This is a genomic window from Corynebacterium pyruviciproducens ATCC BAA-1742, assembly GCF_000411375.1.
GTDB classification, from domain to species: domain Bacteria; phylum Actinomycetota; class Actinomycetes; order Mycobacteriales; family Mycobacteriaceae; genus Corynebacterium; species Corynebacterium pyruviciproducens.
This window is the reverse complement of the sequence record NZ_KE150448.1, coordinates 454,720-478,578: the sequence shown is the minus strand read 5'-3', so window position 1 is coordinate 478,578 and position 23,859 is coordinate 454,720. Positions and strand designations below refer to the sequence as shown.

Below are 23,859 nucleotides of genomic sequence, written 5' to 3'. Positions count from 1 at the left end.
GCTCGCACCGCGGCGCGCGGGTAACTGGTGAAAGCTCGCCCAAACGCGAATCGATTCTGAGCATTTATAACAATATGGGAACAAAAGTGCAAGTCGCCGGGAGCTCCCACATAACGGCTGGTCAAAACGTGTTTCAAAACGGACCATGAAGTGCGAAAAACTTGGTAAGCTAATAAAAACTTAGTAAAATCTAAGAACGTGCGAAGTTAACATGAGAAGAGTTAAGAAACTTCGCCACACGTTACCACGCGGCAGCGTTGGCTGGCCCACAACGTAGGAAGGAGAGTGAGAAGCATGCATATAAAAATACCTGCAATTCTCGCGCTCACCTCCACGCTTGCGCTTACCGCACCGGTCGGCGTGGCCACGCCGCAGGTAGCAGCAACCAGTACGCAGCCGATCGTTGCCGGTGCCGTGGCCGGAGGGCCTGCGGAAATGCCGGGGGAACCCCGCGTGGGAAACGCGATGGTGGCAGGTCACGCGCGTTACGGCGGGGTGGCACCGGGCGACGGTGGTAGCGCGGTGCCGGAGTCCACGCCGGTGAACCTCCAATGGCTGGGTAGGGACGGCTTCGTCTCCCCCGTGTACACAACTGTCACGCATACTCGCGCGGGGGAATGGGCGTTTGATCTTCCTTTGGCACGCGACGCATTCGGCCGGGGCCACCGGTTCAACCCGGGGCGCGGGGACACGTTCCGCGTGTGGGTAGACCCCTTCACCAACGAGCGCGGCAACACGGTGACCGTGCTCGGCTACCCGGCGTCAGGCGCATACGGGGCGGTTGGTCGCTCCACCAAGGACGTGGTGATCTCCCTTTTCGAGCACCCCGGAAACTACATGTTCGCGGCGCCCACCAGTGGCGATGCACCGGCAGGGGCGGCGGTGAAGGTAGCAGGCACGGTGTGGTTCGAATCCGATGCGGCTGCAGAACCTGGTCATCGTGACAAGGGGGATGGGGACCGCGCAGCACAGGGGTACACCGTCGAGTTTTCGGGGTTGAACGAGGTGGGCAGGACGGAAATCGCCAACGCTTTATCCAGAGACCCTCGGGGTGGCCAGGAGGATATAACGAGGAAGATCCTCCTGGCTTATCCCGAGTTCATCGCGGGGACGGCCACGGCTCGGGTGGACGCAGAGGGGCGGTACTCGTTGTCGCTTCCCGCGGATACAGACCCGCAGTCGATCTACGGTGTCGTGCGTGACGTGCAAGGACACACCGTGGAAACGCTCAGCCCCTTCACCACGCCACGGTTTTCAAGCCCCGGTAAAATCGGTGATCTCGCACCGAATAGCCCCGAGTTGACGGACACGGGCTGGGACAACGTCAACTTCGCCGTGGTCCCGTGGGGGAATGTTGCCGTGGAGATTGTGGGCAAGGATTCATCCAATAGACGTGTCGCACCGGGGGAGAACCTCGAGGTGCGACTGACAGGAAAGCTTCCACCGTTTGTGAACACACTCGAGTGGAGGAATGACACCGGCGCGCTGCTCTCTACCTGCGTGATCGAGGTCATTAATGACGGGGCGAGCTGCTCCTTGGCTCTTACTTCAGCTCGCCCGGAACCGACGTCCTACTCCGTCGGGCTTGTGTCCGGTTCCACCCTCGTCGCCGCAGATTCGGTGGCGGTGGGAGGGACCGGCACGGTGTCACCACCCAAGAGTAGTCGCATTCACGTCGGCTTTTCCTAGGCTTATCGACGCCTCGAGGGACGGTCGGCTTGCCCGTCGCCGTCATGCACAACTAGATAGACTCCCCGGTTCGCGCTGTGGCCGGGGCTTGTGCTGGGGAAACCGTGTCCCGGCACGAAACAAAAACCTCCGCAATCGGATCCTGCGGAGATGCCAGGAGCAGACAAAAAGGCGGTCTGCCTGGCAACCACAATGTGGCACCGAGGTGAACACTGCCTCGGTGCCACATTAGTATGGGACGCATGTACTCACCAGCAGGGCGCTACGCGCCGAGCCCATCGGGGGACCTGCACATCGGCAACCTGCGCACCGCGCTAGCTGCGTGGCTGGACGCGCGGGCATCTGGGCGTCGGTTCGTGTTGCGCATCGAGGACGTGGACGAGCAGCGCAGCTCCCGCGAGACCGCGCGGCGGCAAATCGAACACCTCGCGGCACTGGGGATCGAGTGGGATGGTGAGCCCGTCTACCAGCAGGACCGGTACGCACTCTACGAGGAGGCGCTCACGCGCCTGCCCACCTTCGAGTGCTACTGCACGCGGAAGGACATCCGCGAGGCCACCCGCGCTCCGCACACGCCGCCGCATTTCTACCCAGGCACGTGCATCGGAATACAAGCACCGAAGGAGGTGGGGGATCGCACCCCGGCGGTGCGGTATCTTGGGGGAGGGGAGGCGACTATTTACGACGATCTCCACGGCACCGTCACCGGGCCCGTGGATCACTGCGTGTTGCGACGTGGCGGGCGTGAACCCGGGTGGGCCTACAACCTGGCGTGCGTGGTTGACGATCTCGCCCAGGGCGTGGACCGGGTGGTGCGAGGCGAGGACCTGCTGGAATCCTCGCCCACGCAGGCAGCGATCATCTCCGCGCTCGGCGCCGAGCCGCCCACCTATTGCCACCTACCCCTGGTGGTCAACGCCGCAGGCAAGCGCCTGGCCAAGCGTGATGGTGTCACCACACTTCCAGACCTCTTGGAACGTCACACGCTCGCGGAGATCGTGGGGTACCTCGGCCGCTCGCTCGGGATCGAGGGTGCCACCACGGCCCGGGAGATGGTGGCCAAGTACGACCCGCAGCGCATTCGCCGCGAGCCGTGGGTGTTTGATTTTTAGGAAAGCAGTGCGTACGCCAGCGTGTGCAGTGGTGTGGGGACCCCCGCCCGCGCACCCTCCCGGACGATGGCCCCCACCTGTGCGTCGAATTCCCCGCTGATTCCGGCGAGCCGGTCGCGCTGCATGGAGGTGGTGGATGTGGCGGGCATGGCATCGGCAAAGGCGAGAGTGCGCTCCACCGCATCGCCTGGAATCGGTACTCCGGCACCGATACCGACGTTGCGCACCTCGGTGATGAAATCGGTAAACGAGTCGCGGTACGTGGTGCGCAGGGCACCGAGGTCCGCGCCGCCTAACAGCCCGAGTGCACCGCAGCACTCGACGAACATGGCCTTTTCCCACACGTCGACAAGCACATCGTCCCGGACGATGACGGTGACATCCGTGGCATCGAGTGCCGCGGCAAGCGCGGGGGCACCGGGGCCCATGGTGAAGGAACCGGGGCCGCCGTGGGTTTCGACCTCGGCCGGGCCCACATGGTGGAAGTAGCCTCTCACCACGCCGGGGACAAGGCGTTCCTCGCCGACGACCGCAGAGATCATTCGTGGCGCTTCGACGGAGTTCTGCGTCATCACAAGCGGTGCCGTAGTTCCAGCAACCATGTCGGCGACGGACTGGCCCGTGGCCTTGACGGCCAGCACGATGGCGGAGGCATCCACCTCGCTCGCGTGCGTCGCCGTGGCCACGGGAATCTCCACACCGTCCTTGCGGATCCCCCGCTCCTTCAGCGCCGTAAGCGCCTCACCACGGGCCACAAGCGTGACGTCCTCACCGGCGGCGGCAAGCGACCCCGCCATCCAGCAGCCGACCGCGCCGGCACCCACAATCGCGATAGTCATGTCATCTCCTACTTCAACGTCGCGTACATGATGGCCTTGATGGAGTGCATGCGGTTTTCCGCCTCGTCAAACACGCGCGACCGCGGGCCCTCGAACACCTCGTCGGTCACCTCCATTTCGGTAATCCCGAACCGATCGGCGATCTGGGCACCGACGGTGGTGCGCGTATCGTGGAACGCCGGCAGGCAGTGCATAAAGATGGCGTTATCAGCGGCTTTCCCCATCACCTCGGCGGTGACCTGGTAGGGGCGGAGCAGGTTAATGCGCTTCTCCCACAGCTCATCGGATTCCTCACCCATGGATACCCAAATATCCGTGTAGATGGCGTGGGCACCGGTAACGGCCTCGTCCACGTCGGCGGTGAGCGTGACGGAGCCACCGGATTCGGCGGCAAGCTTCCGGCACGTGCGCACGAGCTCCTCCTCGGGCATGTTTTCCTGCGGCCCGCAGGCGACAAAGTGGAGGCCGAGCTTGGCGCACACCACCATGAGGGAGTTGGCCACGTTGTTCTGCGCGTCGCCCATGAACACGAGCCTCTTGCCGGCGATGCCGTCAGGGAAATTCTCCTCCAGGGTGAGCATGTCGGCGATCATCTGCGTGGGGTGGAACTGCGTGGTGAGCCCGTTCCATACCGGCACACCGGAGTACTCGGCGAGCGTTTCCACGATGGACTGGTCAAAGCCGCGGTACTCGATGCCGTCGAAGAAGCGCCCCAGCACGCGGGCGGTGTCCTCGATGGATTCCTTCTTGCCCATCTGCGAGGAGCCGGGGTCGAGGTAGGTCACGCCCATGCCCAGGTCGCGCCCGGCCACCTCGAAGGAGCAGCGGGTGCGGGTGGATGTCTTCTCAAAGAGGAGGACGATGTTCTTGCCCTCGAGGTAACGGTGCGGCGTGCCGGTGAGCTTGAGTTCTTTCAGGCGCTTGGATAGGCGGATGAGGTACCGGATTTCCTCCGGGGTGAAATCGAGGAGCTTCAAAAACGAGCGTCCACTCAGCGTCATCGGCATGGCAGTTGGCAACCTTTCTTGCAAATTACGGTAAAAACCCATTGTAGAGCCAAGGGCACCGGCGGTGTGACGAAAAATGTAGCCTGCGCGCCTGTTCATTGGGGTGGGGGAAAGCTATACTAGGGCCTCGGCAATAATCCTTTAACGGACCGCACAGAGAGGCGGGGAAGGAGGCGCTCGATGAACCGCAGCGGTGGGTACGCCGCGCGGGCCCGCATCGAGGCATACTCATGAAGCACTTAATCACCACCGAAGATCTTTCCGTCGAGCAGATCACGTTCCTTCTGGATCAGGCGGACGAATTCCGCAACACCCTCGCCGACAGGGAAATCCGCAAGCTCCCCACCCTGCGTGGCAGGCGCGTGGCCTCCCTCTTCTACGAGAATTCCACCCGCACCAAGAACTCGTTTGAGACCGCCGCCAAGTCGCTCAGCGCCGACGTTCTCAGCATCTCCGCCTCGAGCTCGTCCGTAAAGAAGGGCGAGTCACTTCGCGATACTGGGCTCACCCTCACCGCCATCGGCGTGGAGGCGTTCATCATCCGTCACCCGAGCTCCGGTGCCCCGCACCTGCTCGCCGGTTGGGTCGCCCCGAATGGGGTTGGTCCCTCGGTCATCAACGCCGGTGACGGTTCTCATCAGCACCCCACTCAGGCGCTTCTCGACGCAGTAACCATGCGGCAGCATCTTGGAAACATCAAGGGGAAAACGGTTGCAATCATTGGTGACCTGCTCCACTCCCGCGTCGTCCGCTCCAACGTGGACATCCTGTCCAAGCTCGGCGCCCGCACCATCCTCGTCGCCCCGCCCACCCTCATGCCGGCGGGTGTGGAAAACTGGCCGGTGGAGATCTCCTATGAGCTCGACCCGGTGCTCAAGGACCTCGACGTGGCGATGCTGCTGCGTGTCCAGCAAGAGCGCATGCTCGGCGGGTTCTTCCCCTCCGACCGCGAGTACCGGGCCATGTACGGCCTCAACCGCGAGCGCCTGGCCATGATGCCCAAGCACTCGCTCATCATGCACCCCGGCCCGATGATCCGTGGCCACGAGATCGAGTACGACGTTGCCGATTCCGATCACACCGTCGTCCTCGAGCAGGTGGCCAACGGAGTGTACCTGCGCATGGCGGTGCTCTTCGCGCTGCTATCTGGCACCAACGAAATCTAGAGTTAGACGATCAAAGCCCCGCACCGCCGTGCGGGGCTTTCCCGTACGATGCGAGGAAACGGTGGGAGGGGGACGTCGAAAAGTAAAAAAAAGGGGGACCCCACACACCCGGTAGAGCTCGTTGACCCTTGCTGCATTCCTGCCCTGGGGGAGTTCACAAGATATCCGCCGTGCGGGATCCTGGTTGGTAAGTGTAACTGATCGGCCGGAGAAATGAAAACCGCAACCTTCCCGCTGGGCGTAGCCCGGTGACCTGCTGTTTTGCGTTTTACCCCTGACATCGTCTACTGTTCTTTCTCGGAGGATTCGACTAGCGGCCTATGTCGCACGCCTGGAACGCGTGTTGGGAGCAATCCCTCAGGGGTTCAAATCCCCTATCCTCCGCGTTTGGGAAATCCCCGGTTCTTCGGAACCGGGGATTTTGGGGTTAAAGGAAAGAGTGTGTTTTTAAACCCAACCAGAACTCGCCTCTGCAACCACAACGCGTACGCACCTACGAAGACCGTGATGCCGATCGATACCGGTACCACGTACTCGTTCGCTAGGTCGTTCTCTCGGTCCTCATTGGCAACGGCGTTGACCACGTGAACGATGCCGTGGACTGCGATGGCTGCCCACACCCTTCCACTTTTCTGGAAGATCCTGACAAAGAGGAAACCGCTGGCGGTGGGGTAGATCACCTGGCACGGATTCTCCGTACGTCTCATGTCGCTGCCGTGTATCAGGTTCACCATACGCCCCAGGCTGAACGTGAGCGAGGAAACGAGCATCTCGATTGTGAGTGCGCATCGCCTGGAAGAGGGGACCGTGGACGATCAGTTCCTCAAGAAAACCTCCACGCACAGCATTGCACCTATAAAGCAGGCTTTTTACTGCCTGAGCGGTTGAGCTGAACCCCGAACTACAGTGGGGCCGTGAACAGGATAATGACGGGGACGTAGTGGAGGAGCTGCGTGGCAAGCACACGGGGAGGGCGCAAGCCGTAATGCTTGCGCCCATAATTTCTCGCACGATGATAAGGAGCATGCAGGAGAGGGTGGCCAGGACTGGCAGCGTGATGCCTTTCTCAACACCGAGGGAGCGCGAGAGCTCGTCGCCAAGAGAAACTGCGACACCGTAGATTGCAATCCACATCAGTGCGAAGGCGATCTCGTTTTTCGCTGTAGTTTCTCTGCGTTTCACAATCGTTGCACAGTGGGCGAATCCACGTTGTACGTTTGTTGGCGAACGGCCTTGAGGCCAGAGCTTTCCTGCAATCTGGCGCAGTGGAGTCGCTCTAGCGCGTACGCACCTGCGGCGAGCTGTTGTAGATTTTCTTAAAAGTAGGAAGGCTGAGCAGTTGTGCGAGGAAAAGCAGTATGGTTCCGATAGCGATAGCGCCAAGGACTACCAAAGGACCCCCGACAGATTCTGGGTCTTCGATCACATAATTTGTACCAGTGCTGAAGGCACTGCCAGCCACCGTTCCCAAAGCCCATGCGCTCAACGTCGCAAGGACAAAGGGCACGATGCTTTCGATCCAATTCACTGAGATGATCGGTTGGGGACTAACCCCCATACGGTGAAGAGCTCGGATGTTTTGCTCACGGCTAAACTCTGCTGCGATTTGTGAGATCATGACAGACACCGAGTTGATGATGCAGGTGATGACGATAACCAGAAGCAGTCCCAGATTCAGGTCAGGCTTGAGGGCTTCCGCGACCGATTGAGCCGCCTGGGAGAGATCATCACCGGGAGCAAAGCGCATAAAACCAACGAATGCTGCCAGGAAAACCAAGAATGAAATTCCGGAGATCCGGCGCCACACTGTCCGGGGATTGTGCAGGACATTCCGGAAAGCCCACGACACCGTGACGTTTGGTATGCGTACCAATGGGCGAGCCAAAAGCTGCAGGATAAAGGGGCCCGCGATGTCGTTTGTCAACATCAGCAGTGCCACGACCGCGCAGCTGAAGAACAGCTGATTAAGAGTACTCTTCTCGTCTGTAAAACGAGGGAGAAGATAGGTAACCGCCAGAACAGCAATCAAAACGAGCAAACGCCAGGCTCGCAGACGTTTCGCGGCACTACGGCGTACTACTCCCAGTGGCGAAATACTCACCTGGATCAATCCCACGAATGTTGCTACGAGCGTGAACGCGACCAAGATGGCATCGATAAGTGGATAAAAATACCAGGGCATATATACTTCGTCGATGCTTACAGGCATCGATTGAAAGCTCAGACTAGTAAACAAAGGGGCACAAAGTAGCGCAAGAACTTGCCCCAACACGATCCCCGTTACGGTTTGCACGAGTACTTCGCAGGCACCCATGACGTTGACCTGGCGGCTATTCAAGCCGATAAGGCGCAGTACCGCAAGCCGGTAGTGCTGCGATTGCGCTGTCACCAGGGCAGCTTGTGAGGCCAAATTGCAGGCGGGAATCACAATGAGAATACAAGCAAAAAATGCGAGACTGAGGTAGGTCTGGGGAATGATCGCGAATGAAGAATCGAGCTCCAAAGCGTCGGCTAGATTGCCATACGGGTGGTGATAGCGTTGGTAGAACATGTACGTTCCGCTGGCGGTGATCGTCGCAATGGAACTTACTATTGCAAAGGCAAGAACGCTTAAGAAAATGAGCAGACTGTCACGGTTCTTAGTGTGGGAACGTTGGATGGCCAACTCGGTGGTCAGACGCGCCAAAGAAGGGGTAGCCATCAGTTTTCCTCCTCGTGGCGGCTAAGCGTCTGATCGGAGTGAATGAATCCATCTCGGATTTCAACAAGTCGGTCACACCAGCGCGCCACCTTGGTGTCATGAGTGACCAAAACCAAAGCGCCACCGTAGTGCGACAGTGTCAAGGTAATCAGTTGCATTGCCTGGTGCCCGGAGGCCTGATCCAGTGCACCGGTAGGTTCGTCGGCGAAGACCACGCTCGGCTGGTGGACCAAGCCACGGGCTATCGCGACGCGCTGTGCCTGCCCACCGGAGAGCTCCGCGGGCAATTTGTGGGAGTGCTCACCCAGCCCTACATGGTGGAGGAGGGCATCCGCGCGATCGAGCGCGTCAGAAGTTTTAACTCCAGTCAGGCGCAAGGGCAGAGCCACATTTTCGCGAGCCGGAAGCTCGGGGATAAGCATGCTGTCTTGGAAGATGAACCCGAAGTCTCGCAGCCTGAGTGCGGAACGTTGAGCGTCGGAAGCTGAGGAGATGACCTTGCCTTGAAATGTTACCGTGCCCGAGGTCGGCGTCAAGATTCCGGCCAAACAATTGAGGAAGGTAGATTTGCCCGAACCCGAAGGCCCCATGATGGCTACTTTTTCTCCGGGGGCAACATGCAGGTCGATGCCACGCAGAACTGTGGCGCTATTGAATGTTTTTGTTATCTGTTCTGCTGCAAGTATGGGTGTTGTCATAGATGTTTATTTAAGTTGGTTCGCCAGCGAAGATGAATGGTGTTGGTTATAGAGTCACGGTAGACCTAGCTCTACCCCCACGCGCGGTGGCATCAGTTAAAGTTAACGGCATGCGTTGGTTCCGGAAAAACAGCCACACCCGCAACAAGATGGAACATCAGCAGCTCCTCGAACAGCTAGTAACCTCGCAACGTGCTCTTGTCCATGCGTACGAAATAGAGCGGCGTCGCATCGAGCGTGACTTGCACGACGGAGCACAGCAGTATTTGGTCAGCGCAGCATTAAAAATCGGGGAGGCTCAACTCACCGCTACTGGGCAGCAGGCAGAGTTGCTCGCAGAAGCTCGCGCTGCGCTGCAGCAGAGCTTAGACTCCCTGCGTGCTACGGTCCGCGGAATTCACCCGCAAATTTTGCATGAACGTGGACTAGTCGCAGCGCTCGAGGATGCTTGCGATAGTAAATATGTTCGCATTCGTTGTCCCATCCCGATTCCTCAAGTGCCGGAGGGCGTGCTAGCTGCCGCGTATTTCTTCACCCTCGAAGCAGTAACAAATGCACGCAAGTACGCTTCAGACAGTTTGGTAGAAGTCTTAATTACCGTTGGAGAGGGCTTGAACATTTCAGTCGTTGACCACGGCCAGGGTGGTGCACGAGTGGTGCCCGAAGGAGGATTAGCAGGAATGCGTGAACGCATCCATGCAGTCGGGGGAACGTTGGAAGTCTATTCACCGCAGGGCGGCCCGACCCGCGTAGCGGCGACAATTCCGCTTCTTTTACACCGTGATGAGCCAGGAGTGGTGCTATGAAAATAATGCTGGCGGAAGATTCCGGTTTACTCCGTGATTCGCTTTCTGGAATGCTCAGGCGCCAGGGGATTGACGTAATTTCCCAATGCGATAGCGCCACTCAGCTTCTGTCCGAGGTTGCAGGGCACCCGGATGTAGATGTTGTAGTAACAGATATTCGTATGCCCCCGCAGATGCGTGACGATGGCCTCGAAGCCGCAGCCACAATTCGCAAGGAATACCCGCACATTGGGCTGCTGGTGTGCTCCCAATACGCTACGCCGGCGTATGCGCGCGCCGTCCTCGAGCTGACGTATGGCCAGGCCAATGCTGGCGGTGTGGGCTACATCCTCAAAGACTCTATCGCGGATGTAGCAGAATTCCTGGACACGCTGCGTGCAGTAGGCCAGGGCAGGGTGGTCCTGGGCAGCGAGATTGCCGAAAACCTCGCCCGCCATGACCACCAAGGCGCCGCCATCGAAAGCCTGACGGTGCGCGAACGCGAAGTACTTGAAGCGATGGCGCAAGGTTTGTCCAACTCCGATATCGCTGCTCAGCTCTACCTTTCTGAAGCGGGCGTATCGAAGCACATTGCCTCCGTATTCCAAAAACTCGGCTTCGATGCTGCTGAGCCTAACCGCCGTGTGAAGGCGATTTTGCAGTATCTGGCGTATACATATCAGCGCCCGTTGTAGGAGCGTTTTGTTGGATCCTTGGCCGAGTCCCTGCGGCCAACGGTGCTGACTGATACCTGCGCCACGTATCGGCTGGTGGGGTGGGGGATGAACGATGCCTTTTATCCTCAGTCTTTGTCAGAAACCTTTGAAGGGTTCGTTGACGCTGGCTTCGAGCTTGTCCGCGACCTCTCGGTCGCCACGTTCCAGATCTACAACGGTGGCCCGAACGGGGTGCTGGAGCTACCGCCTTTGCTGGTGTACCAGTACTTATTTGGCAGCATCAAATTTTCAGCTGAGCGTAGCGAAAAGTAGATATGTGTCTACTAAGGTTATTTCTCGCGGTGGGCGCAATATGTACGTGGTTCGAACGAACCGGTGGTTTCGTGGGGACGTCTCCCCGTGGGCGTCGACAAGCATCCTCGATCGTGCGGTGCCGGGAAGGGGAGCGAGGGGTAAGGTTGTCGGTGGACATAACCGGATTCATCTTTGCTGGGAGGACAGCATGACCCACACTCTAGATTTAGCTGCACTCAAAAAACAGTACGACGAGCTCAAGGCGAAGAACCTTGATCTGAATCTCACCCGTGGCAAGCCCTCGACGGAGCAGCTCGACTTCTCCAACGCGCTGCTGAGCCTGCCGGAGCAGGGCAAAATCAAGGACAAGACCGGCACGGATGTGCGCAACTACGGCAACCTGCGCGGCATCGAGGATATCCGGGAAATCTGGGCGGAGCTCCTCGGCGTGGGTCTGGATAACATCATCGCCGGCGATTCCTCGTCCCTCAACATCCAGTTCGACATCATCAGCTGGACATACATCTTTGGCAACCAGGATTCCCCCAAGCCGTGGTCGCAGGAGGAGGACCTCAAGTGGCTGTGCCCCGTGCCCGGCTATGACCGCCACTTCACCATCACGCAGAAATTCGGCTTTGAGATGATCCCTGTGCCCATGCACGAGGACGGCCCGGACATGGACACCGTCCGCGAGCTGGTCAAGGACCCGGCCGTCAAGGGCATGTGGTGCGTGCCGATGTTCTCCAACCCGGGCGGCCAGACGTACTCGGAGAAGGTGTGCCGCGAGCTCGCAGAGATGGAGACCGCGGCCCCCGATTTCCGCATCTTCTGGGATAACGCCTACGCCATCCACATCCTCCGCGGCGACTTCCCGCCGGTGTACCCGGTGCTCGACTACGCCGCCGAGGCGGGCCACCCCAACCGCTTCAACATTTTCGCCTCCACCTCGAAGATCACGCTCGCCGGTTCCGGCGTGTCCTTCTACGCCTCCTCCACGGAGAACCTGGACTTTTGGACATCAGTGGCGAAGGTGCGCGGCATCGGCCCGAACAAGGTGAATCAGCTCGCTCACGCGCAGTTCTTCACCGATGCCGAGGGTGTACGCAACCACATGAAGAAGCACGCCGCATCGCTGGCGCCGAAGTTTGACAAGGTGGTGTCCATTCTGGAGAACCGCCTCGGCGAGTACGGCGTGGCCAGCTGGACGAACCCGGACGGCGGCTACTTCATCTCCCTCGACGTTGTCGACGGCACCGCCTCCCGTGTGGTGGAGCTGGCCAAGGAGGCCGGCATCGCGCTGACGGGCGCCGGCAGCTCCTTCCCACTGCACAAGGATCCCAAAGATCGCAACATCCGCCTCTCTCCTTCGCTGCCACCTATCGACGAGTTGGAGCAGGCCATGGAGGGTGTGGCCACGTGTGTGCTCCTCGCCGCCGCGGAGAAGCAGGCCTAAAAACTCGTTGACCCCTCGTCGCCCGCTAGCCACGTGGCTAGCGGGCCTTTGTCTGTGTGCGTCCCGTGACACCCGGCCATATCCAGGGCACTTTGTCGGGGGTAAAAATGAAAAAACCGGGGGGTGTTTCGTGTACTTGAAAAAATTTGCTCCCTGGTGCGAAAACAGAAAAAGGTGTGATTTTTCCAGCGGGGGTAAACGGAAAAATGGATTGTTCAACTCCTTGTTTTAGGGTGTGCGGTGTCACTAGTTTATGTGGCATGAATTACACCGATGACGCGCAGACCCCCATGATCCGCATGGCGGGCGTGAACAAGTACTTCGGCGATTACCACGCTCTCAAGGACATCAACCTCGAAGTACCCAAGGGCCAAGTAGTCGTCGTCCTAGGACCCTCCGGCTCCGGCAAATCCACCATGTGTCGCACGATCAACCGCCTGGAAACCATCGACTCCGGCACGATCGAGATCGCCGGTACCCCGCTGCCCGAGGAGGGCAAACAGCTCACCGCCCTGCGGGCCGAGGTGGGCATGTGCTTCCAAAGCTTCAACCTGTTCCCACACCTCACCATCCGCAGGAACGTCACCCTCGGGCCGACAAAGGTCCTGGGGATGGACAAGGACGAGGCCTCGAAGCTTGCCGACGACCTCCTGTCCCGCGTCGGCATCGCCGAACAGGCCGACAAGTACCCGGCCCAGCTCTCCGGTGGACAACAACAACGCGTCGCCATCGCCCGGGCCCTCGCCATGCGCCCCAAGGTCATGCTTTTCGACGAACCGACCTCGGCCCTCGACCCCGAGATGGTGGGGGAGGTCCTCCACGTCATGACGAACCTGGCCCAGGAAGGCATGACGATGCTCGTGGTCACCCACGAGATGGGCTTCGCCCGCGAGGTGGCCGACCGCGTCCTGTTCATGGCCGACGGCATGATCCTCGAGGACACGGACCCCGAGTCCTTCTTCACCAACCCGCAGTCCACCCGGGCCAAGGACTTCCTCTCCAAGATTCTGGGGCACTAGGCATGACAAGAATTATTCGTCGACTAGCCGCGATAGCCACAAGCCTGGCCGTCGCGGTGACCGTAACCGCCTGCGGGTCCACCGAACCCCGCAGCCTCGTCGGCTCCGTGGACAACGGGAACGTCATCCTCGGAACCAAGTACGATCAACCGGGCCTGGGAATGCGCAACCCGGACAAAACCATGACTGGCCTCGACGTTGAGGTGGCCACCTACGTGGTCAACCACATCGCCGATCAGCGCGGTGTGGCCCACCCGAAGATCACCTGGCGCGAAACTCCGTCCGCCACCCGCGAAACCGTCATCAAAAACGGCGAGGTCGACATGATCGCCGGCACGTACTCCATCAACAAGTCCCGCGCCAAGTCCGTCAACTTCGGCGGCCCGTACCTCCTCACCCACCAGGCGCTCCTCGTCCGCAGCGACGACCACACGCTCACCTCGCTAAAAGATCTGGACAACGGCCGCAAGCTGTGCTCCGTCACCGGCTCCACCCCGGCCCAGAAGGTGAAGAAGTCCCTGCCCGGCGTGCAGCTGCAGGAATACGATTCCTACTCCTCGTGCGTGGAGGCGCTCCACCAGAAGAAAGTGGATGCCATGACCACCGATGCCGCCATCCTCTACGGCTTCGCCCTCCAATACCCCGGCGAATTCAACGTCATCGAGATGATCAAGGAGGACGGCAAGCCGTTCACCAACGAGTACTACGGCATCGGCCTGGCCAAGGACGATGCCGAATCCACCGCCGCCATCAACGATGCCATCCGGGCCATGCAGGAGGACGGCTCGTTTGACCAGATGGTGGAAAAGAACCTGGGCGAAAACGCCGCCGTGGTGGAACCCGGCGAACCCGGCAACCTGGACTTTCTTAAGGAGTGACGCACTGTGAGTGAACTATTTACCGATCTGTGGCCCGGCCTCCTCGGGGCCTTCTGGGTCACCATCAAGCTGACCTTCTTCTCCGCCATCGGCGCCCTCGTACTGGGCGTGGTCCTCACCGCCATGCGCGTGTCGCCCGTGGCCATCCTGCGTGGAATCGCACGCACGTACATCGAGATCGTCCGCAACACCCCGCTGACGCTCATCATCCTGTTCTGCTCCATCGGGCTGTACCAAAACTTAGGTCTGGCGCTCGCGCCGGAAAACGATAACTTCATCAAGAACAACAACTTCTGGCTGGCCGTGCTCGCATTCGTCATCTACACGTCCACCTTCGTTGCTGAATCGTTGCGCTCCGGCATCAACACCGTCCACTTCGGGCAGGCCGAGGCCGCCCGGTCCCTCGGCTTGAGCTTCACCCAGACCTTCCGCTACGTGGTATTCCCTCAGGCGTTCAAAGCGGCCGTCGTGCCGCTGGGTAACACATTGATCGCCCTGACCAAGAACACCACCATCGCCTCCGTCATCGGGGTGGCGGAGGCCTCACTCCTCATGAAGTCCACCATCGAAAACCACGCGGACCACGCGATCCTCGTGTTCATGATTTTCGCCTTCGGCTTCATCATCATCACCCTGCCCATGGGGCTCCTATTCACGCGCTACACCCGCAGGAAGGCGGTGGCCTAACATGTCCGTCCGCGCAACAGTCCTTTACGATGCCCCGGGCCCCAAGGCCCGGCAGTTCAACCGCATCGTCACCATCGCCACCGTCATTGTCGCCCTCATCGTGGCCTGGTGGGTGCTCCGCGTGCTGGGCGCCAACGGGCAGCTCGCCGCCGAGAAGTGGACCCCGTTCCTCAAATCAACCACGTGGACCACCTACATCCTCCCCGGCCTGTGGGGCACCCTCGTCGCCGCCGTGACCTCCATCATCCTGGCCATCGCCATCGGCGCGCTGCTCGGCGTGGGGCGCCTGTCCCACAACGTCGCCATCCGCTGGGTGTGCGGGGTGATCGTGGAATTCTTCCGCGCCATCCCGGTGCTCATCCTCATGATCTTTGCTTACTCCGTGTTTGCCAAGTACGCGATCGTCCCCTCGGCGCAGCTCGGCTTCGCCGGTGTGGTCTTCGGCCTCACCATGTACAACGGCTCCGTCATCGCCGAGACGCTGCGGGCCGGGATCCTTGCGCTCCCGCAGGGCCAGCGCGAGGCGGCCGAGGCCCTGGGGCTCAGCCACGCGCAAACCATCTGGCACATCCTGCTCCCGCAGGCTGTTGCCGCGATGCTCCCGGCGCTTATCTCCCAGCTCGTCATCGCCCTCAAGGACACGGCACTTGGCTACATGATCCTCTACGTGGAAGTCGTCCGCTCCGGGCTCATGTCCGCCTCGTACTACCGCAACTACCTGCCCGCCCTCGTGGTGGTGGCGATTATCATGATCATCATCAACTTCGGCCTCTCCCGCCTCGCCGAGCGCATCGAGCGCCAGCTGCGCGCCGGGCGTGCCCGCAAGAACATCCTCGCCACCGTCCCCGAGGTGGAAGATCAGGGCCTGGAAACCAAGGACAACGACGCTCTCGATTGGCGCGACCCGCACCACCAGGACCTCCGCCTCACCTCCGAGTAAGACCACCACAGACGTGCACCCCGGGCAGCGCACACTGCCCGCGGGTGCATCTTTTTGTTCCGGTACCGCGCTCGCCCCGGCCCAGTTACACTTACCAGTAACAACTACCAAGGGGGTTTAACCACATGGACATTGAGGCCACACAATTCTGGCTCAACAAGCTGTTCACCAAGCCGTTTCGGTTCTCCGCCTGCGAGGGCGGGTCCGTGGGCATCAACGCCGACGGCGTCACCGTCACCGCGGGGTTCGCAAACAAGGACCTGGGGCTTGTCTCCGGCGCGCAGGTGTGGGGGATGCAGACGCGGGACGTGCGGGTGGAGCTCTTCTCTCTCGAGCTCACCCCCGACGATATGGCCCGCCTCTTCCAGCTCGATTTTCCGGGCCTGGAACCGGGCGCACTCATCCATGGCTACGAGTTCACCGCGCCCACCCTGTGGGAGGCGGGCCTGCCCCAGCTCACCGAGGAGGACCGGATCACCACCCTCCTCAACGTCGAGTGGGAAAGGTAGACTTTCTAGCCGTGGCTTTATATCACAAGTACCGTCCAGCAACGTTCGCGGAAGTCCGCGGCCAAGAGCACGTGACCAGGCCGTTGTCCGTCGCCTTGGACAGTGGCAACATCGGCCACGCCTACTTGTTTTCCGGCCCCCGTGGCTGCGGCAAGACCTCGTCCGCCCGTATCCTGGCCCGGTCTCTCAACTGCGAGAAGGGCCCCACCTCCACCCCGTGTGGCGAGTGCGATTCCTGCCGGGCGCTGGCCCCGGGCGGGCACGGCAACCTTGACGTGACAGAGCTCGACGCCGCCAGCCACGGCTCCGTGGATGATATGCGTGAACTGCGCGAATCGGCGGTTTTCGCGCCGAGCGAATCACGCTACCGCATCTTCATCATCGACGAGGCGCACATGATCACCCAGCAAGGTGCCAACGCGCTGCTGAAGATTGTGGAGGAGCCCCCGGAGCACCTCGTCTTCATCTTTGCCACCACGGAGCCGGAGAAAATCATCGGCACCATCCGCTCCCGCGTCCAGCATTACCCGTTCCGCCTGCTCACCCCGCCTGTCATGCGCGGGCTGCTGCAGGACGTATGCGCCGGCGAGGGCGTGGAGGTGGAGGATTCCGTCTTCACCCCCGTCATCCGGGCCGGGGGCGGTTCCCCGCGCGATACGCTCTCCATTCTGGATCAGCTGCTCGCCGGCGTCCCCGCTGGTGAGGCGCTTACCTACGAGCTCGCCGCGCCGCTTTTGGGCGTCACGGATTCGACGCTTCTGGATTCCGCCGTCCGCGTCATCGCCACCCACGACGCGCCGGGTGCGTTCTCGCTCGTCGGTCAGGTCATTGATCGTGGCATTGACCCCAAGCGCTTCACTTCCGACCTCCTCGACCGCTTTCGTGATCTCATGGTCCTGCAGGCCGTCCCCGACGCTCTCACTTCCGGGCTTGTCGACGCCCCGGCCGCCCTTCACCCCGAGCTTTCCGGGGAGGTCGCGCTTTTCTCGGGGCAGAAGCTTCCCCAGCTGACCTCCCTGGTCAATACCGGCCTCGAGGGCATGCGTGGCACCCTTGCCCCCCGCATCCTCCTCGAGGTGCTCATGGCTCGCCTCCTTTCCGCCGGCACCCCGGGAGCAGCAGCAATCCCCGATGCCAGCGTTCCCATGGAGGCCCCGCAGGCGGAGGTGAGCGAGGCCGGCAAGAAGTACATGCGCCGCTCGCAGCGGACGCAACCGCAGCAGGCGCCCGCGACGGCTGCGTCTGCCCAAGCAACGCCCCCGACGCAAACGATGCCCCCGACGCAAACGACGGCCGCGCCTGCGCCAGCAACGCCCGCGACGGTGACGACGCCCCCGACGCGAACGACGGCCCCGACGCGAACGACGGCCCCGACGGTAACGACGGCCCCGACGGCCGCCCCGCAGCCGGAGCCGCAACCCGCGCCCGAGCCGCAACCCGAGAAGGAAACGCCGGGGACGGGGACGTCGACAAGTGTGGGCGTCGACGCGGAAACCGTGAGGGGGAAGTGGGCCGACATCCTCAACCACATCTCCCGCGAGCGGAAGAACACCACCGCCCGTATCCTGCTGCGCGGCGCGAAGATTCTCGACGTGCGCGACGGCACGCTGTACCTTGGCATCCTCACCGGCGCGATTGTCAACAGGCTAAACGATGCCAAACACAACGCCGACATCGCCGCCGCGGTGAAGGCCGAGACCGGCGCAGGCCTCGGCGTGGTGTGCGTGCTGGGGGAGAAGATCCCAGCGGCGCCTGAAACGGCACCGGTGGAAACGGCGGCGGCGCCCGCGCCGGAACCGCAGGAGGAGCCGGCGCCGGAACCGGCGACCCCGGCGGACACGGCGGACGCCCCAGTCCCGCGGTGGAAGCAGATGATGAACGACCTCAAGAACAAGGAGGCCGAGCCCCCGCAGCACCAACCGGAGCCGCCGCTGCCGCCGCTCCCGCACTTCGAGCCTGCCGACGTTCCGCCGCCACCGGAGCCGGACATTCCGCTCCCGCCGGAGCCCACGGAGGAGGAACTCGAAGAGGAAATGGTGCGCGCGGCCACCGAGGACCCGGGCACGCACGACCACCGCACCCCCAAGGACCTGGCGATGGATCTGCTCCAGTCGGAGCTCGGCGCCAAGCCAATGTAGAATGTAACAAGCTTTCAACTAAAGGAGAATGACATGACTCAGCCCGATATGGCACAAATTATCCAGCAGGCCCAGGATATGCAGCAGAAGCTGCAGCAGGCGCAGGAAGAGATTGTGAAGTCCAGCGTTGTCGGCGAGGCCGGCGGCGGACTCGTCACCGTCACCATGCGTGGCTCCGGCCAGATCTCTGACCTGACGATGGATGAGCGCGTCGTCGACCCGGAGGACATCGACGGCCTCAAGGACCTCATCATCGGTGCGTTCGCCGACGCCCACCGTAAGGTGCAGGCCATGGCGCAGGAGAAGATGGGCCCGCTCACCCAGGGCCTCAACGGTGGCGACCTGGGCGGTATGCTCGGTTAATGTTCGAAGGTCCGTTTCAGGAGCTTATCGACGAATTTTCGCGCCTGCCCGGCATTGGGCCGAAGTCCGCTCAACGCATCGCGTTCTACCTCATCAACACGGAGGACGACAGCGTTGAGCGGCTTATTTCTGCCCTCGCTGGGGTGGAAAACGGCATCAGCTTCTGCCGCATTTGCTGCAACATCTCCTCCGACGAGGTGTGCTCCATCTGCGCCAATGAGGAGCGCGACGCGTCCACGATCTGTGTCGTCGAGGAGCCCAAAGACATCCAGGTCATCGAGCGCACCGGTGAGTACAACGGGCGCTATCACGTCCTCGGTGGCGCGCTCGACCCGCTCGGTGGTATCGGTCCCAAGGAACTCAGCATCACCCAGCTGGTCAAGCGGGTAGGAGGTTCGCTTCCCGACGTCGGGTCGCAGGTCCCCGAGATCTCCGAGGTCATCCTCGCCACCGACCCCAACACCGAGGGGGAGGCGACGGCCAGTTACCTCGCCCGACTGCTCAAAGACTTCTCCGGGCTCACCGTCTCCCGCCTGGCTTCCGGCATGCCGCTCGGTGGAGATTTGGAGTTTGTCGACGAACTCACCCTCTCCCGCGCCCTCACCGGCAGGCTCACCATCTAGCTCCCCCTGGTTGACCCTGGTGGTTGACCGTGTTTGGGGTTGGTTTTGGGGTGTTTGGGCTGGTGGTGTTGGTTCCATCGAATTGTGTTTTATTTTCGTCGTGCGGTGGTGCCGGGTTGGGGTTAGTTTGTGGGGCATGACGTTGCGTGAGATGAAGTCGATCGTCTCCTCGCACTCAATGGAGCTTGTGGGGGAGTACGCCGGTATGACAACCGGCGACATCATGCGCGCCGATGGCCTCGACGATGTGGAGGCCCGCGTCTTCCACGACCTGGCCGAGGTGTACTACGGGCATACTCACGCGTCCCACCAGCAAGCCCAAGCCCGCACCCGCGCTATCGATAACCACCACACGATTGCCACCTTGAGGGAGATTGAGTCGCAGGTCCGTAAACTGCACGATAAGTCCCACGCCTGGCAAGTCCGTGTGGCGTTGACCACGTGCCGACCCAACTGTCGGGAGATCCGCGCCGAGGCCATCGGCGTGTTGGCACGGTTTAACACCATGCGGGCGAATAACCCCACCAATTCTCTTTCCTGCCGGCCAATACCCGGCACCACCAAAATGCGGGTGTCGGTGGTCGCCGACGCGCACACCGCCCGGCTGGCGGTGGACAAAGCCCGCCAGATAGCGAAGGCACAAGACTCCGACGAGGCCGACGAGTTCCTCACCGCCGCGGCCTCTAGTGGTAGTGGTCAGTTGCCGGCGGTGGAGCCTGCGATCATTCTTCCCGCGGACACCACCATCATGGGCACCACCATGGATGAGCGGGGTAACTACATGCTGTCGCTGACAGACGGCACCACGGTGACAGCCCAGGAGTTCTCCCAGATGAAGCTTACCGAGTACGGGTGGGCTGTCCTTCTGGAGCCACTAACCGGCAAGGAGTTGGGGGTGTACCGGTTTCGGACTGATACGGCCCGGTTTGCGGATCCTTTTCAGCGCAAGCTGCAGCGGTTGAAAACCCCTGTGTGCGCGGTGGAGGGGTGTACCTGTGGGGCGGATAACTGCCAGGTCCACCACATTCAACCGTTCAAGGACGGTGGGCCCACCATTCTTGCGAACTTTTCCCTGCTGTGTGGGTTCCACAACGGGCGAAACGATGATGACCCGAAGAAGCCCCGCTACGGGCGAATAGAAAAAATCACAGGCCTCGACTACTACGTCCCACCCTACGGCGGCAGACCGAGACTCAACATGACACCCTGCGCCCAAGGCGGGGCCGTCCGCCTTGCCCAAAAAATGGTCGGACACCAACCACAAGCAGTGCTGTAGCTAGCGCCCCAACAAACCACGGGCAATCGCCGCTGCGTCGGCGGAGACGACTAACTACGTCGGTATTTAGAACCGCTCCACCCGCTTTGCGGCGAGGCGTTCCTTGCGCAGTTGGGCGACCTCGGGGAGGTCGAGGGGGGCAAGGTCGGCGAGGTCTTGGCCGGTGGCGCGGGCGAGGAGGACGTCGGCAAGCTGGGGGTTGCGGGCGAGGACCGGGCCGTGGAGGTACGTGGCGATGACGTTACCCTGAACTACACCCTCGGCGGAAAGCTGGGCGGAGGGGTCGGCCATGTCGTACGTGCCGGAACTGTCGGAGTTGCCCACGCCCATGAGGACGGTGCCGAGTGGGGAGGCATCCTGGCCCAGCAGGGTGGCACCCATGTGGTTCTCAAAGCCGGTGAGGGTGTCGGTCAGCCCCGGGACGCCGGTGGGCCGGGTGCGGATCTCACCGATGGCGCGCTTTTTGAGGGTCGTCGTCGTGGCGTCGATGAGCCCCACACCGTCGACGACGCGACCGTTGGCGCGGAAACTCTCGCCGAGCACTTGCAGGCCCGCGCAGATGGCGAGCAGCGGGGCGCGGAGGTTGACCAGCGGGGCGAGGTGCTCCACCGCAAGGGTCTGGGCGGTGTCCTCGCCGCCGCCCATGAGGTACACGTCGAACTGCAGTGGCACCGGATCGCCGAGTTTCACCTCGTGGATGGTGGCGTCGATGCCGCGCATCTCAGCGCGGCGTTTGAGCACGAGCGCGTTACCGTTGTCGCCGTACGTGCCGAGGACATCAGGGAGGAGGAGTCCGATTTCTAGGCTCATTTGTTCAGCGCTTTCTTGAGGTCACGGAATGCGGTGTAGTTGGCAAGAACTTCGACCTTGCCCGGCGGGCAGGCCTCGATGGCGGCCACGGGGTCGGGGATGGTCTCGTGCTCGATGCCGGCGTATAAAAGGCGCACGCCGAGGTCGGCGGAGCGTTCCCCGGCGGCCTTGACGGCGATGCCCTCGAAGGATTCGAACACCACGTCCCACAGCCAGGACAGGTCCTCGCCGTCGGCGACCTGCCCGTTGACGGCGATGACGAGGCCGTCGGCGTCGCGGTCGACCATGGAGAGGGCTTCCTGCCAGCCGGCGGGGTTCTTGGCTAGGAGCATGTGCACCTGGTGATCGCCGTGGGTGATGGTGGAGTAGCGGCCGGCGACGTTGTCCACGGTTCCGGCGGCCGCGGCAGCGTCGGCCACGGGCACGTCGAAGCATTCCACCGCGGCGGCGATGGCCTGGGTGGCGTTGCCGCGGTTGGCGTTGCCGGGAAGTTGCAGCTCTAGCGGGGTGATGGTGTCCGCGTGCTTGATGCCGTCCGGCGTGATCATCCACGTGGGTGTGGGGCGGCGGAATTCCTGCCCGTTGGGGAGTTTCTTCACGGCGTACCAGTCCCAGCCGTCGCGGATGACGGAGCCGCCGGTGCGCGGGCAGCTGACGGAATCGCCGAGCCAGCCGATGCCGGCGGACACCCAGATGACGTTGGGGCTGTCCCATGCGACGGAGGTCATGAGGACATCGTCGCAGTTGGCAATCACCGTCATGTCCGGCCGCGCGTTGACGCAGGCCCGCAGCGCCCGCTCAATCTTGTTGATCTCGCCCACGCGGTCGAGCTGGTCGCGGGAGAGGTTGAGCAACACGAGGCAGGAGGCGTCGAGACGTTCGGCCACGTGGGGGACGTGGAGCTCGTCGCATTCGAGGACCACGTGGGTGGCATCCTCGCCGGCCAGCAGGGCCGAGATGATGCCGGCGTCCATGTTGTCGCCGCCCTCGTTGGATACCACTGTGTATTTGGTGCGCAGCGCGGCGGTAAGCATACGCGTGGTGGTGGATTTGCCGTTGGTGCCCGTCACCAGCGCCACGGGGCGGCCGCCGCCGAGGTCGTTCATGATGGAAGGGTCGATGGCGTTTGCAACAAGCCCGCCGATCATTCCCCCTGCTCCCCGGCCCGTGGCGCGCGACGCGGTGGTGGCGAGGTTCGCGGCGGTGCGGGCTAGTTTGCGGCGGTAGGTGCGGACAGCCTTGGGCAGTTTCATGGGTTCATACTAGCAAGGCGCATGAATTCCTCGTCCGTGACAAGCGGGATTCCTTTGCGGTGCGCGTGCATCCCTTTGCCGCGTTTGGGTATCTTCTCGTTGCACACCACAAGGGAGGTGGTGCGGGTGACTTTTTCGGAGTAGGCGAGCTCGTGGTCCACCACGGCGTGGATGATGTCGTCGGGGTCGCGGGCAATTTCGGGGGCGACCACCACCTCCATCCCGGGTTTCAGCTTTCCTTGGAATTGTCCGGGGTTGTCTTTCCGGGCCGCTGCTGCGGCGTCGACGCGGATGAGGGAGCGTTGGAGCCCGAACCGGTCGGCTTTGAGGTCCCGTGGGTCGCTCACGGCTTCCGTGTTGCGGAAGCGTTCGAAGTAGAGGCGGGCGACGAGGAGGGTGTCCTCACGGGTGAGCTCTGCCGCTGGTTGCGCTGCTCTGCTTGTCGACGCTTGTTCACTCACGTCGTACCCCAGTTGGTGGGCCAAGCTGCGCAGCCTGGTGTCGGTGACGAAGATGGATTCCCGCCTGGCCGCGCCAAGTGTGTCCACCACGGCGACGGGGCGCGGAACATGGCCCACCCCGCGGCGCCTGCGCCCACCGCGCTTGCGGCGGCGGGCCTTGAGGGTGCGCTTTGACTCGCTGACGATGAACCCCCAGGTCTGCGGGGCGTTGTGGGCGATGAGCGTCCGACCGTCGAGAAGCGTGCACAGCGTCTTGAGGAAGTGACCGTAAGGCTTGGCAGCCTCGATCTCCGCGCGGGGCACGCCGTAGAGGTGACGCGGGCCGGGATCCTTCACCGGGTTGACCACCGTGAAGAACGAGTCCACCGGTTCGCCGTCCGCCGTAAACGTCACCGCATCGATGGTGACGATGCGGGCCGTGGAGGGGTGGAGCCCCGTCGTCTGGATGGACAGGGCCACATAAGGATCACGCATACGCTTA

At 62.0% G+C, this 23,859-nt stretch carries 24 protein-coding genes, 1 tRNA gene and 1 other RNA gene; 17 read left to right on the top strand and 9 right to left on the bottom strand.

Annotated features, from left to right (window positions below; all coding sequences use genetic code 11):
• Positions 1 to 294 precede the first annotated feature (294 nt).
• Complete coding sequence (locus HMPREF1219_RS11775) at positions 295 to 1,689, top strand: hypothetical protein (RefSeq protein WP_016459156.1); 1,395 nt, start codon at positions 295 to 297, stop codon at positions 1,687 to 1,689.
• 233 nt (positions 1,690 to 1,922) lie between these two features.
• Positions 1,923 to 2,801, top strand: a complete 879-nt coding sequence (locus HMPREF1219_RS11770) for a glutamate--tRNA ligase family protein (protein ID WP_016459155.1) — start codon at positions 1,923 to 1,925, stop codon at positions 2,799 to 2,801.
• Here the strand turns inward: HMPREF1219_RS11770 and HMPREF1219_RS11765 are convergent.
• Both HMPREF1219_RS11765 and argF read right to left on the bottom strand, forming a co-directional pair.
• Positions 2,798 to 3,640: a 2-dehydropantoate 2-reductase gene (locus HMPREF1219_RS11765; RefSeq protein WP_016459154.1), complete on the bottom strand. Its 843-nt coding sequence runs from the start codon at positions 3,638 to 3,640 to the stop codon at positions 2,798 to 2,800. The two genes, HMPREF1219_RS11770 and HMPREF1219_RS11765, sit on opposite strands and share 4 nt — an antisense overlap.
• An 8-nt stretch (positions 3,641 to 3,648) precedes the next feature.
• Entirely contained in the window at positions 3,649 to 4,647 is a 999-nt protein-coding gene (argF, locus tag HMPREF1219_RS11760; protein WP_016459153.1) for an ornithine carbamoyltransferase, read from the bottom strand.
• A 230-nt stretch (positions 4,648 to 4,877) separates the two neighbouring features.
• Between argF and HMPREF1219_RS11755 the strand changes: the two genes are divergently transcribed.
• Entirely contained in the window at positions 4,878 to 5,813 is a 936-nt protein-coding gene (locus HMPREF1219_RS11755; protein WP_016459152.1) for an aspartate carbamoyltransferase catalytic subunit, read from the top strand.
• 88 nt (positions 5,814 to 5,901) lie between these two features.
• On the opposite strand, the gene ffs is transcribed toward HMPREF1219_RS11755, so the two are convergent.
• Positions 5,902 to 5,998: signal recognition particle sRNA small type (ffs, locus tag HMPREF1219_RS12680), an RNA gene on the bottom strand.
• 114 nt (positions 5,999 to 6,112) lie between these two features.
• On the opposite strand from ffs, the gene HMPREF1219_RS11750 reads away from it, so the two are divergent.
• A tRNA-Ser gene (locus HMPREF1219_RS11750) sits at positions 6,113 to 6,197 on the top strand.
• Here HMPREF1219_RS11750 and HMPREF1219_RS13320 read toward each other — a convergent pair.
• The 3 genes from HMPREF1219_RS13320 to HMPREF1219_RS11735 all read right to left on the bottom strand — a co-directional run bounded on the left by HMPREF1219_RS13320 (position 6,188) and on the right by HMPREF1219_RS11735 (position 9,212).
• Positions 6,188 to 6,547, bottom strand: a complete 360-nt coding sequence (locus HMPREF1219_RS13320; RefSeq protein WP_245554469.1) for a hypothetical protein — start codon at positions 6,545 to 6,547, stop codon at positions 6,188 to 6,190. The genes HMPREF1219_RS11750 and HMPREF1219_RS13320 overlap by 10 nt on opposite strands.
• Positions 6,548 to 7,089: 542 nt before the next feature.
• Positions 7,090 to 8,514 carry an FtsX-like permease family protein gene (locus HMPREF1219_RS11740; RefSeq protein WP_016459150.1) on the bottom strand — a complete coding sequence of 475 codons (1,425 nt, stop codon included), beginning with the start codon at positions 8,512 to 8,514 and terminating at the stop codon, positions 7,090 to 7,092.
• Positions 8,514 to 9,212: an ABC transporter ATP-binding protein gene (locus tag HMPREF1219_RS11735; RefSeq protein ID WP_040427804.1), complete on the bottom strand. Its 699-nt coding sequence runs from the start codon at positions 9,210 to 9,212 to the stop codon at positions 8,514 to 8,516. The genes HMPREF1219_RS11740 and HMPREF1219_RS11735 overlap by 1 nt, the downstream gene beginning before the upstream one ends.
• Before the next feature lie 32 nt (positions 9,213 to 9,244).
• Between HMPREF1219_RS11735 and HMPREF1219_RS11730 the strand changes: the two genes are divergently transcribed.
• The 13 genes from HMPREF1219_RS11730 to HMPREF1219_RS11670 all read left to right on the top strand — a co-directional run bounded on the left by HMPREF1219_RS11730 (position 9,245) and on the right by HMPREF1219_RS11670 (position 20,854).
• Positions 9,245 to 10,018, top strand: coding sequence for a sensor histidine kinase (locus tag HMPREF1219_RS11730; protein WP_016459148.1), 774 nt, complete (start codon positions 9,245 to 9,247; stop codon positions 10,016 to 10,018).
• Positions 10,015 to 10,692 carry a response regulator transcription factor gene (locus HMPREF1219_RS11725; RefSeq protein WP_016459147.1) on the top strand — a complete coding sequence of 226 codons (678 nt, stop codon included), beginning with the start codon at positions 10,015 to 10,017 and terminating at the stop codon, positions 10,690 to 10,692. Before HMPREF1219_RS11730 ends, HMPREF1219_RS11725 begins: the two co-directional genes overlap by 4 nt.
• A gap of 18 nt (positions 10,693 to 10,710) precedes the next feature.
• A complete protein-coding gene (locus HMPREF1219_RS11720; RefSeq protein WP_016459146.1) occupies positions 10,711 to 10,986 on the top strand; it encodes a hypothetical protein in 276 nt (91 codons plus the stop codon).
• 190 nt (positions 10,987 to 11,176) lie between these two features.
• Complete coding sequence (locus HMPREF1219_RS11715) at positions 11,177 to 12,421, top strand: aspartate aminotransferase type Ic (protein ID WP_016459145.1); 1,245 nt, start codon at positions 11,177 to 11,179, stop codon at positions 12,419 to 12,421.
• Positions 12,422 to 12,711: 290 nt separating this feature from the next.
• The gene (locus HMPREF1219_RS11710; protein WP_169455948.1) at positions 12,712 to 13,440 is read left to right on the top strand and encodes an amino acid ABC transporter ATP-binding protein; all 729 of its coding nucleotides are present in this window, start codon (positions 12,712 to 12,714) and stop codon (positions 13,438 to 13,440) included.
• Positions 13,441 to 13,442: 2 nt separating this feature from the next.
• The gene (locus tag HMPREF1219_RS11705) at positions 13,443 to 14,318 is read left to right on the top strand and encodes a glutamate ABC transporter substrate-binding protein (RefSeq protein ID WP_016459143.1); all 876 of its coding nucleotides are present in this window, start codon (positions 13,443 to 13,445) and stop codon (positions 14,316 to 14,318) included.
• 6 nt (positions 14,319 to 14,324) lie between these two features.
• Complete coding sequence (locus HMPREF1219_RS11700) at positions 14,325 to 15,005, top strand: amino acid ABC transporter permease (protein ID WP_016459142.1); 681 nt, start codon at positions 14,325 to 14,327, stop codon at positions 15,003 to 15,005.
• Position 15,006: 1 nt separating this feature from the next.
• The gene (locus HMPREF1219_RS11695; RefSeq protein ID WP_016459141.1) at positions 15,007 to 15,945 is read left to right on the top strand and encodes an amino acid ABC transporter permease; all 939 of its coding nucleotides are present in this window, start codon (positions 15,007 to 15,009) and stop codon (positions 15,943 to 15,945) included.
• A 125-nt stretch (positions 15,946 to 16,070) separates the two neighbouring features.
• A complete protein-coding gene (locus HMPREF1219_RS11690; protein WP_016459140.1) occupies positions 16,071 to 16,454 on the top strand; it encodes a hypothetical protein in 384 nt (127 codons plus the stop codon).
• 11 nt (positions 16,455 to 16,465) lie between these two features.
• Positions 16,466 to 18,592 carry a DNA polymerase III subunit gamma and tau gene (locus tag HMPREF1219_RS11685; protein ID WP_040427802.1) on the top strand — a complete coding sequence of 709 codons (2,127 nt, stop codon included), beginning with the start codon at positions 16,466 to 16,468 and terminating at the stop codon, positions 18,590 to 18,592.
• A 33-nt stretch (positions 18,593 to 18,625) separates the two neighbouring features.
• A complete protein-coding gene (locus HMPREF1219_RS11680) occupies positions 18,626 to 18,955 on the top strand; it encodes a YbaB/EbfC family nucleoid-associated protein (RefSeq protein WP_016459138.1) in 330 nt (109 codons plus the stop codon).
• Positions 18,955 to 19,578 (top strand): recombination mediator RecR, encoded by a 624-nt coding sequence (gene recR, locus HMPREF1219_RS11675; RefSeq protein WP_016459137.1) that lies wholly within the window; start codon positions 18,955 to 18,957, stop codon positions 19,576 to 19,578. The genes HMPREF1219_RS11680 and recR overlap by 1 nt, the downstream gene beginning before the upstream one ends.
• Before the next feature lie 136 nt (positions 19,579 to 19,714).
• On the top strand, positions 19,715 to 20,854 hold the full coding sequence (locus HMPREF1219_RS11670; RefSeq protein ID WP_016459136.1) for an HNH endonuclease signature motif containing protein: 1,140 nt from the start codon (positions 19,715 to 19,717) through the stop codon (positions 20,852 to 20,854).
• Between the two features lie 66 nt (positions 20,855 to 20,920).
• Here HMPREF1219_RS11670 and HMPREF1219_RS11665 read toward each other — a convergent pair whose 3' ends face one another.
• From HMPREF1219_RS11665 to HMPREF1219_RS11655, 3 genes are read right to left on the bottom strand one after another with little or no spacing between them, the layout of a single operon-like run.
• Positions 20,921 to 21,664 carry a type 1 glutamine amidotransferase gene (locus HMPREF1219_RS11665; RefSeq protein WP_016459135.1) on the bottom strand — a complete coding sequence of 248 codons (744 nt, stop codon included), beginning with the start codon at positions 21,662 to 21,664 and terminating at the stop codon, positions 20,921 to 20,923.
• The gene (locus HMPREF1219_RS11660) at positions 21,661 to 22,917 is read right to left on the bottom strand and encodes a MurT ligase domain-containing protein (protein ID WP_016459134.1); all 1,257 of its coding nucleotides are present in this window, start codon (positions 22,915 to 22,917) and stop codon (positions 21,661 to 21,663) included. Before HMPREF1219_RS11660 ends, HMPREF1219_RS11665 begins: the two co-directional genes overlap by 4 nt.
• Positions 22,914 to 23,852 (bottom strand): DNA polymerase III subunit epsilon, encoded by a 939-nt coding sequence (locus HMPREF1219_RS11655; RefSeq protein ID WP_016459133.1) that lies wholly within the window; start codon positions 23,850 to 23,852, stop codon positions 22,914 to 22,916. The genes HMPREF1219_RS11660 and HMPREF1219_RS11655 overlap by 4 nt, the downstream gene beginning before the upstream one ends.
• Between the last annotated feature and the right edge of the window lie 7 nt (positions 23,853 to 23,859).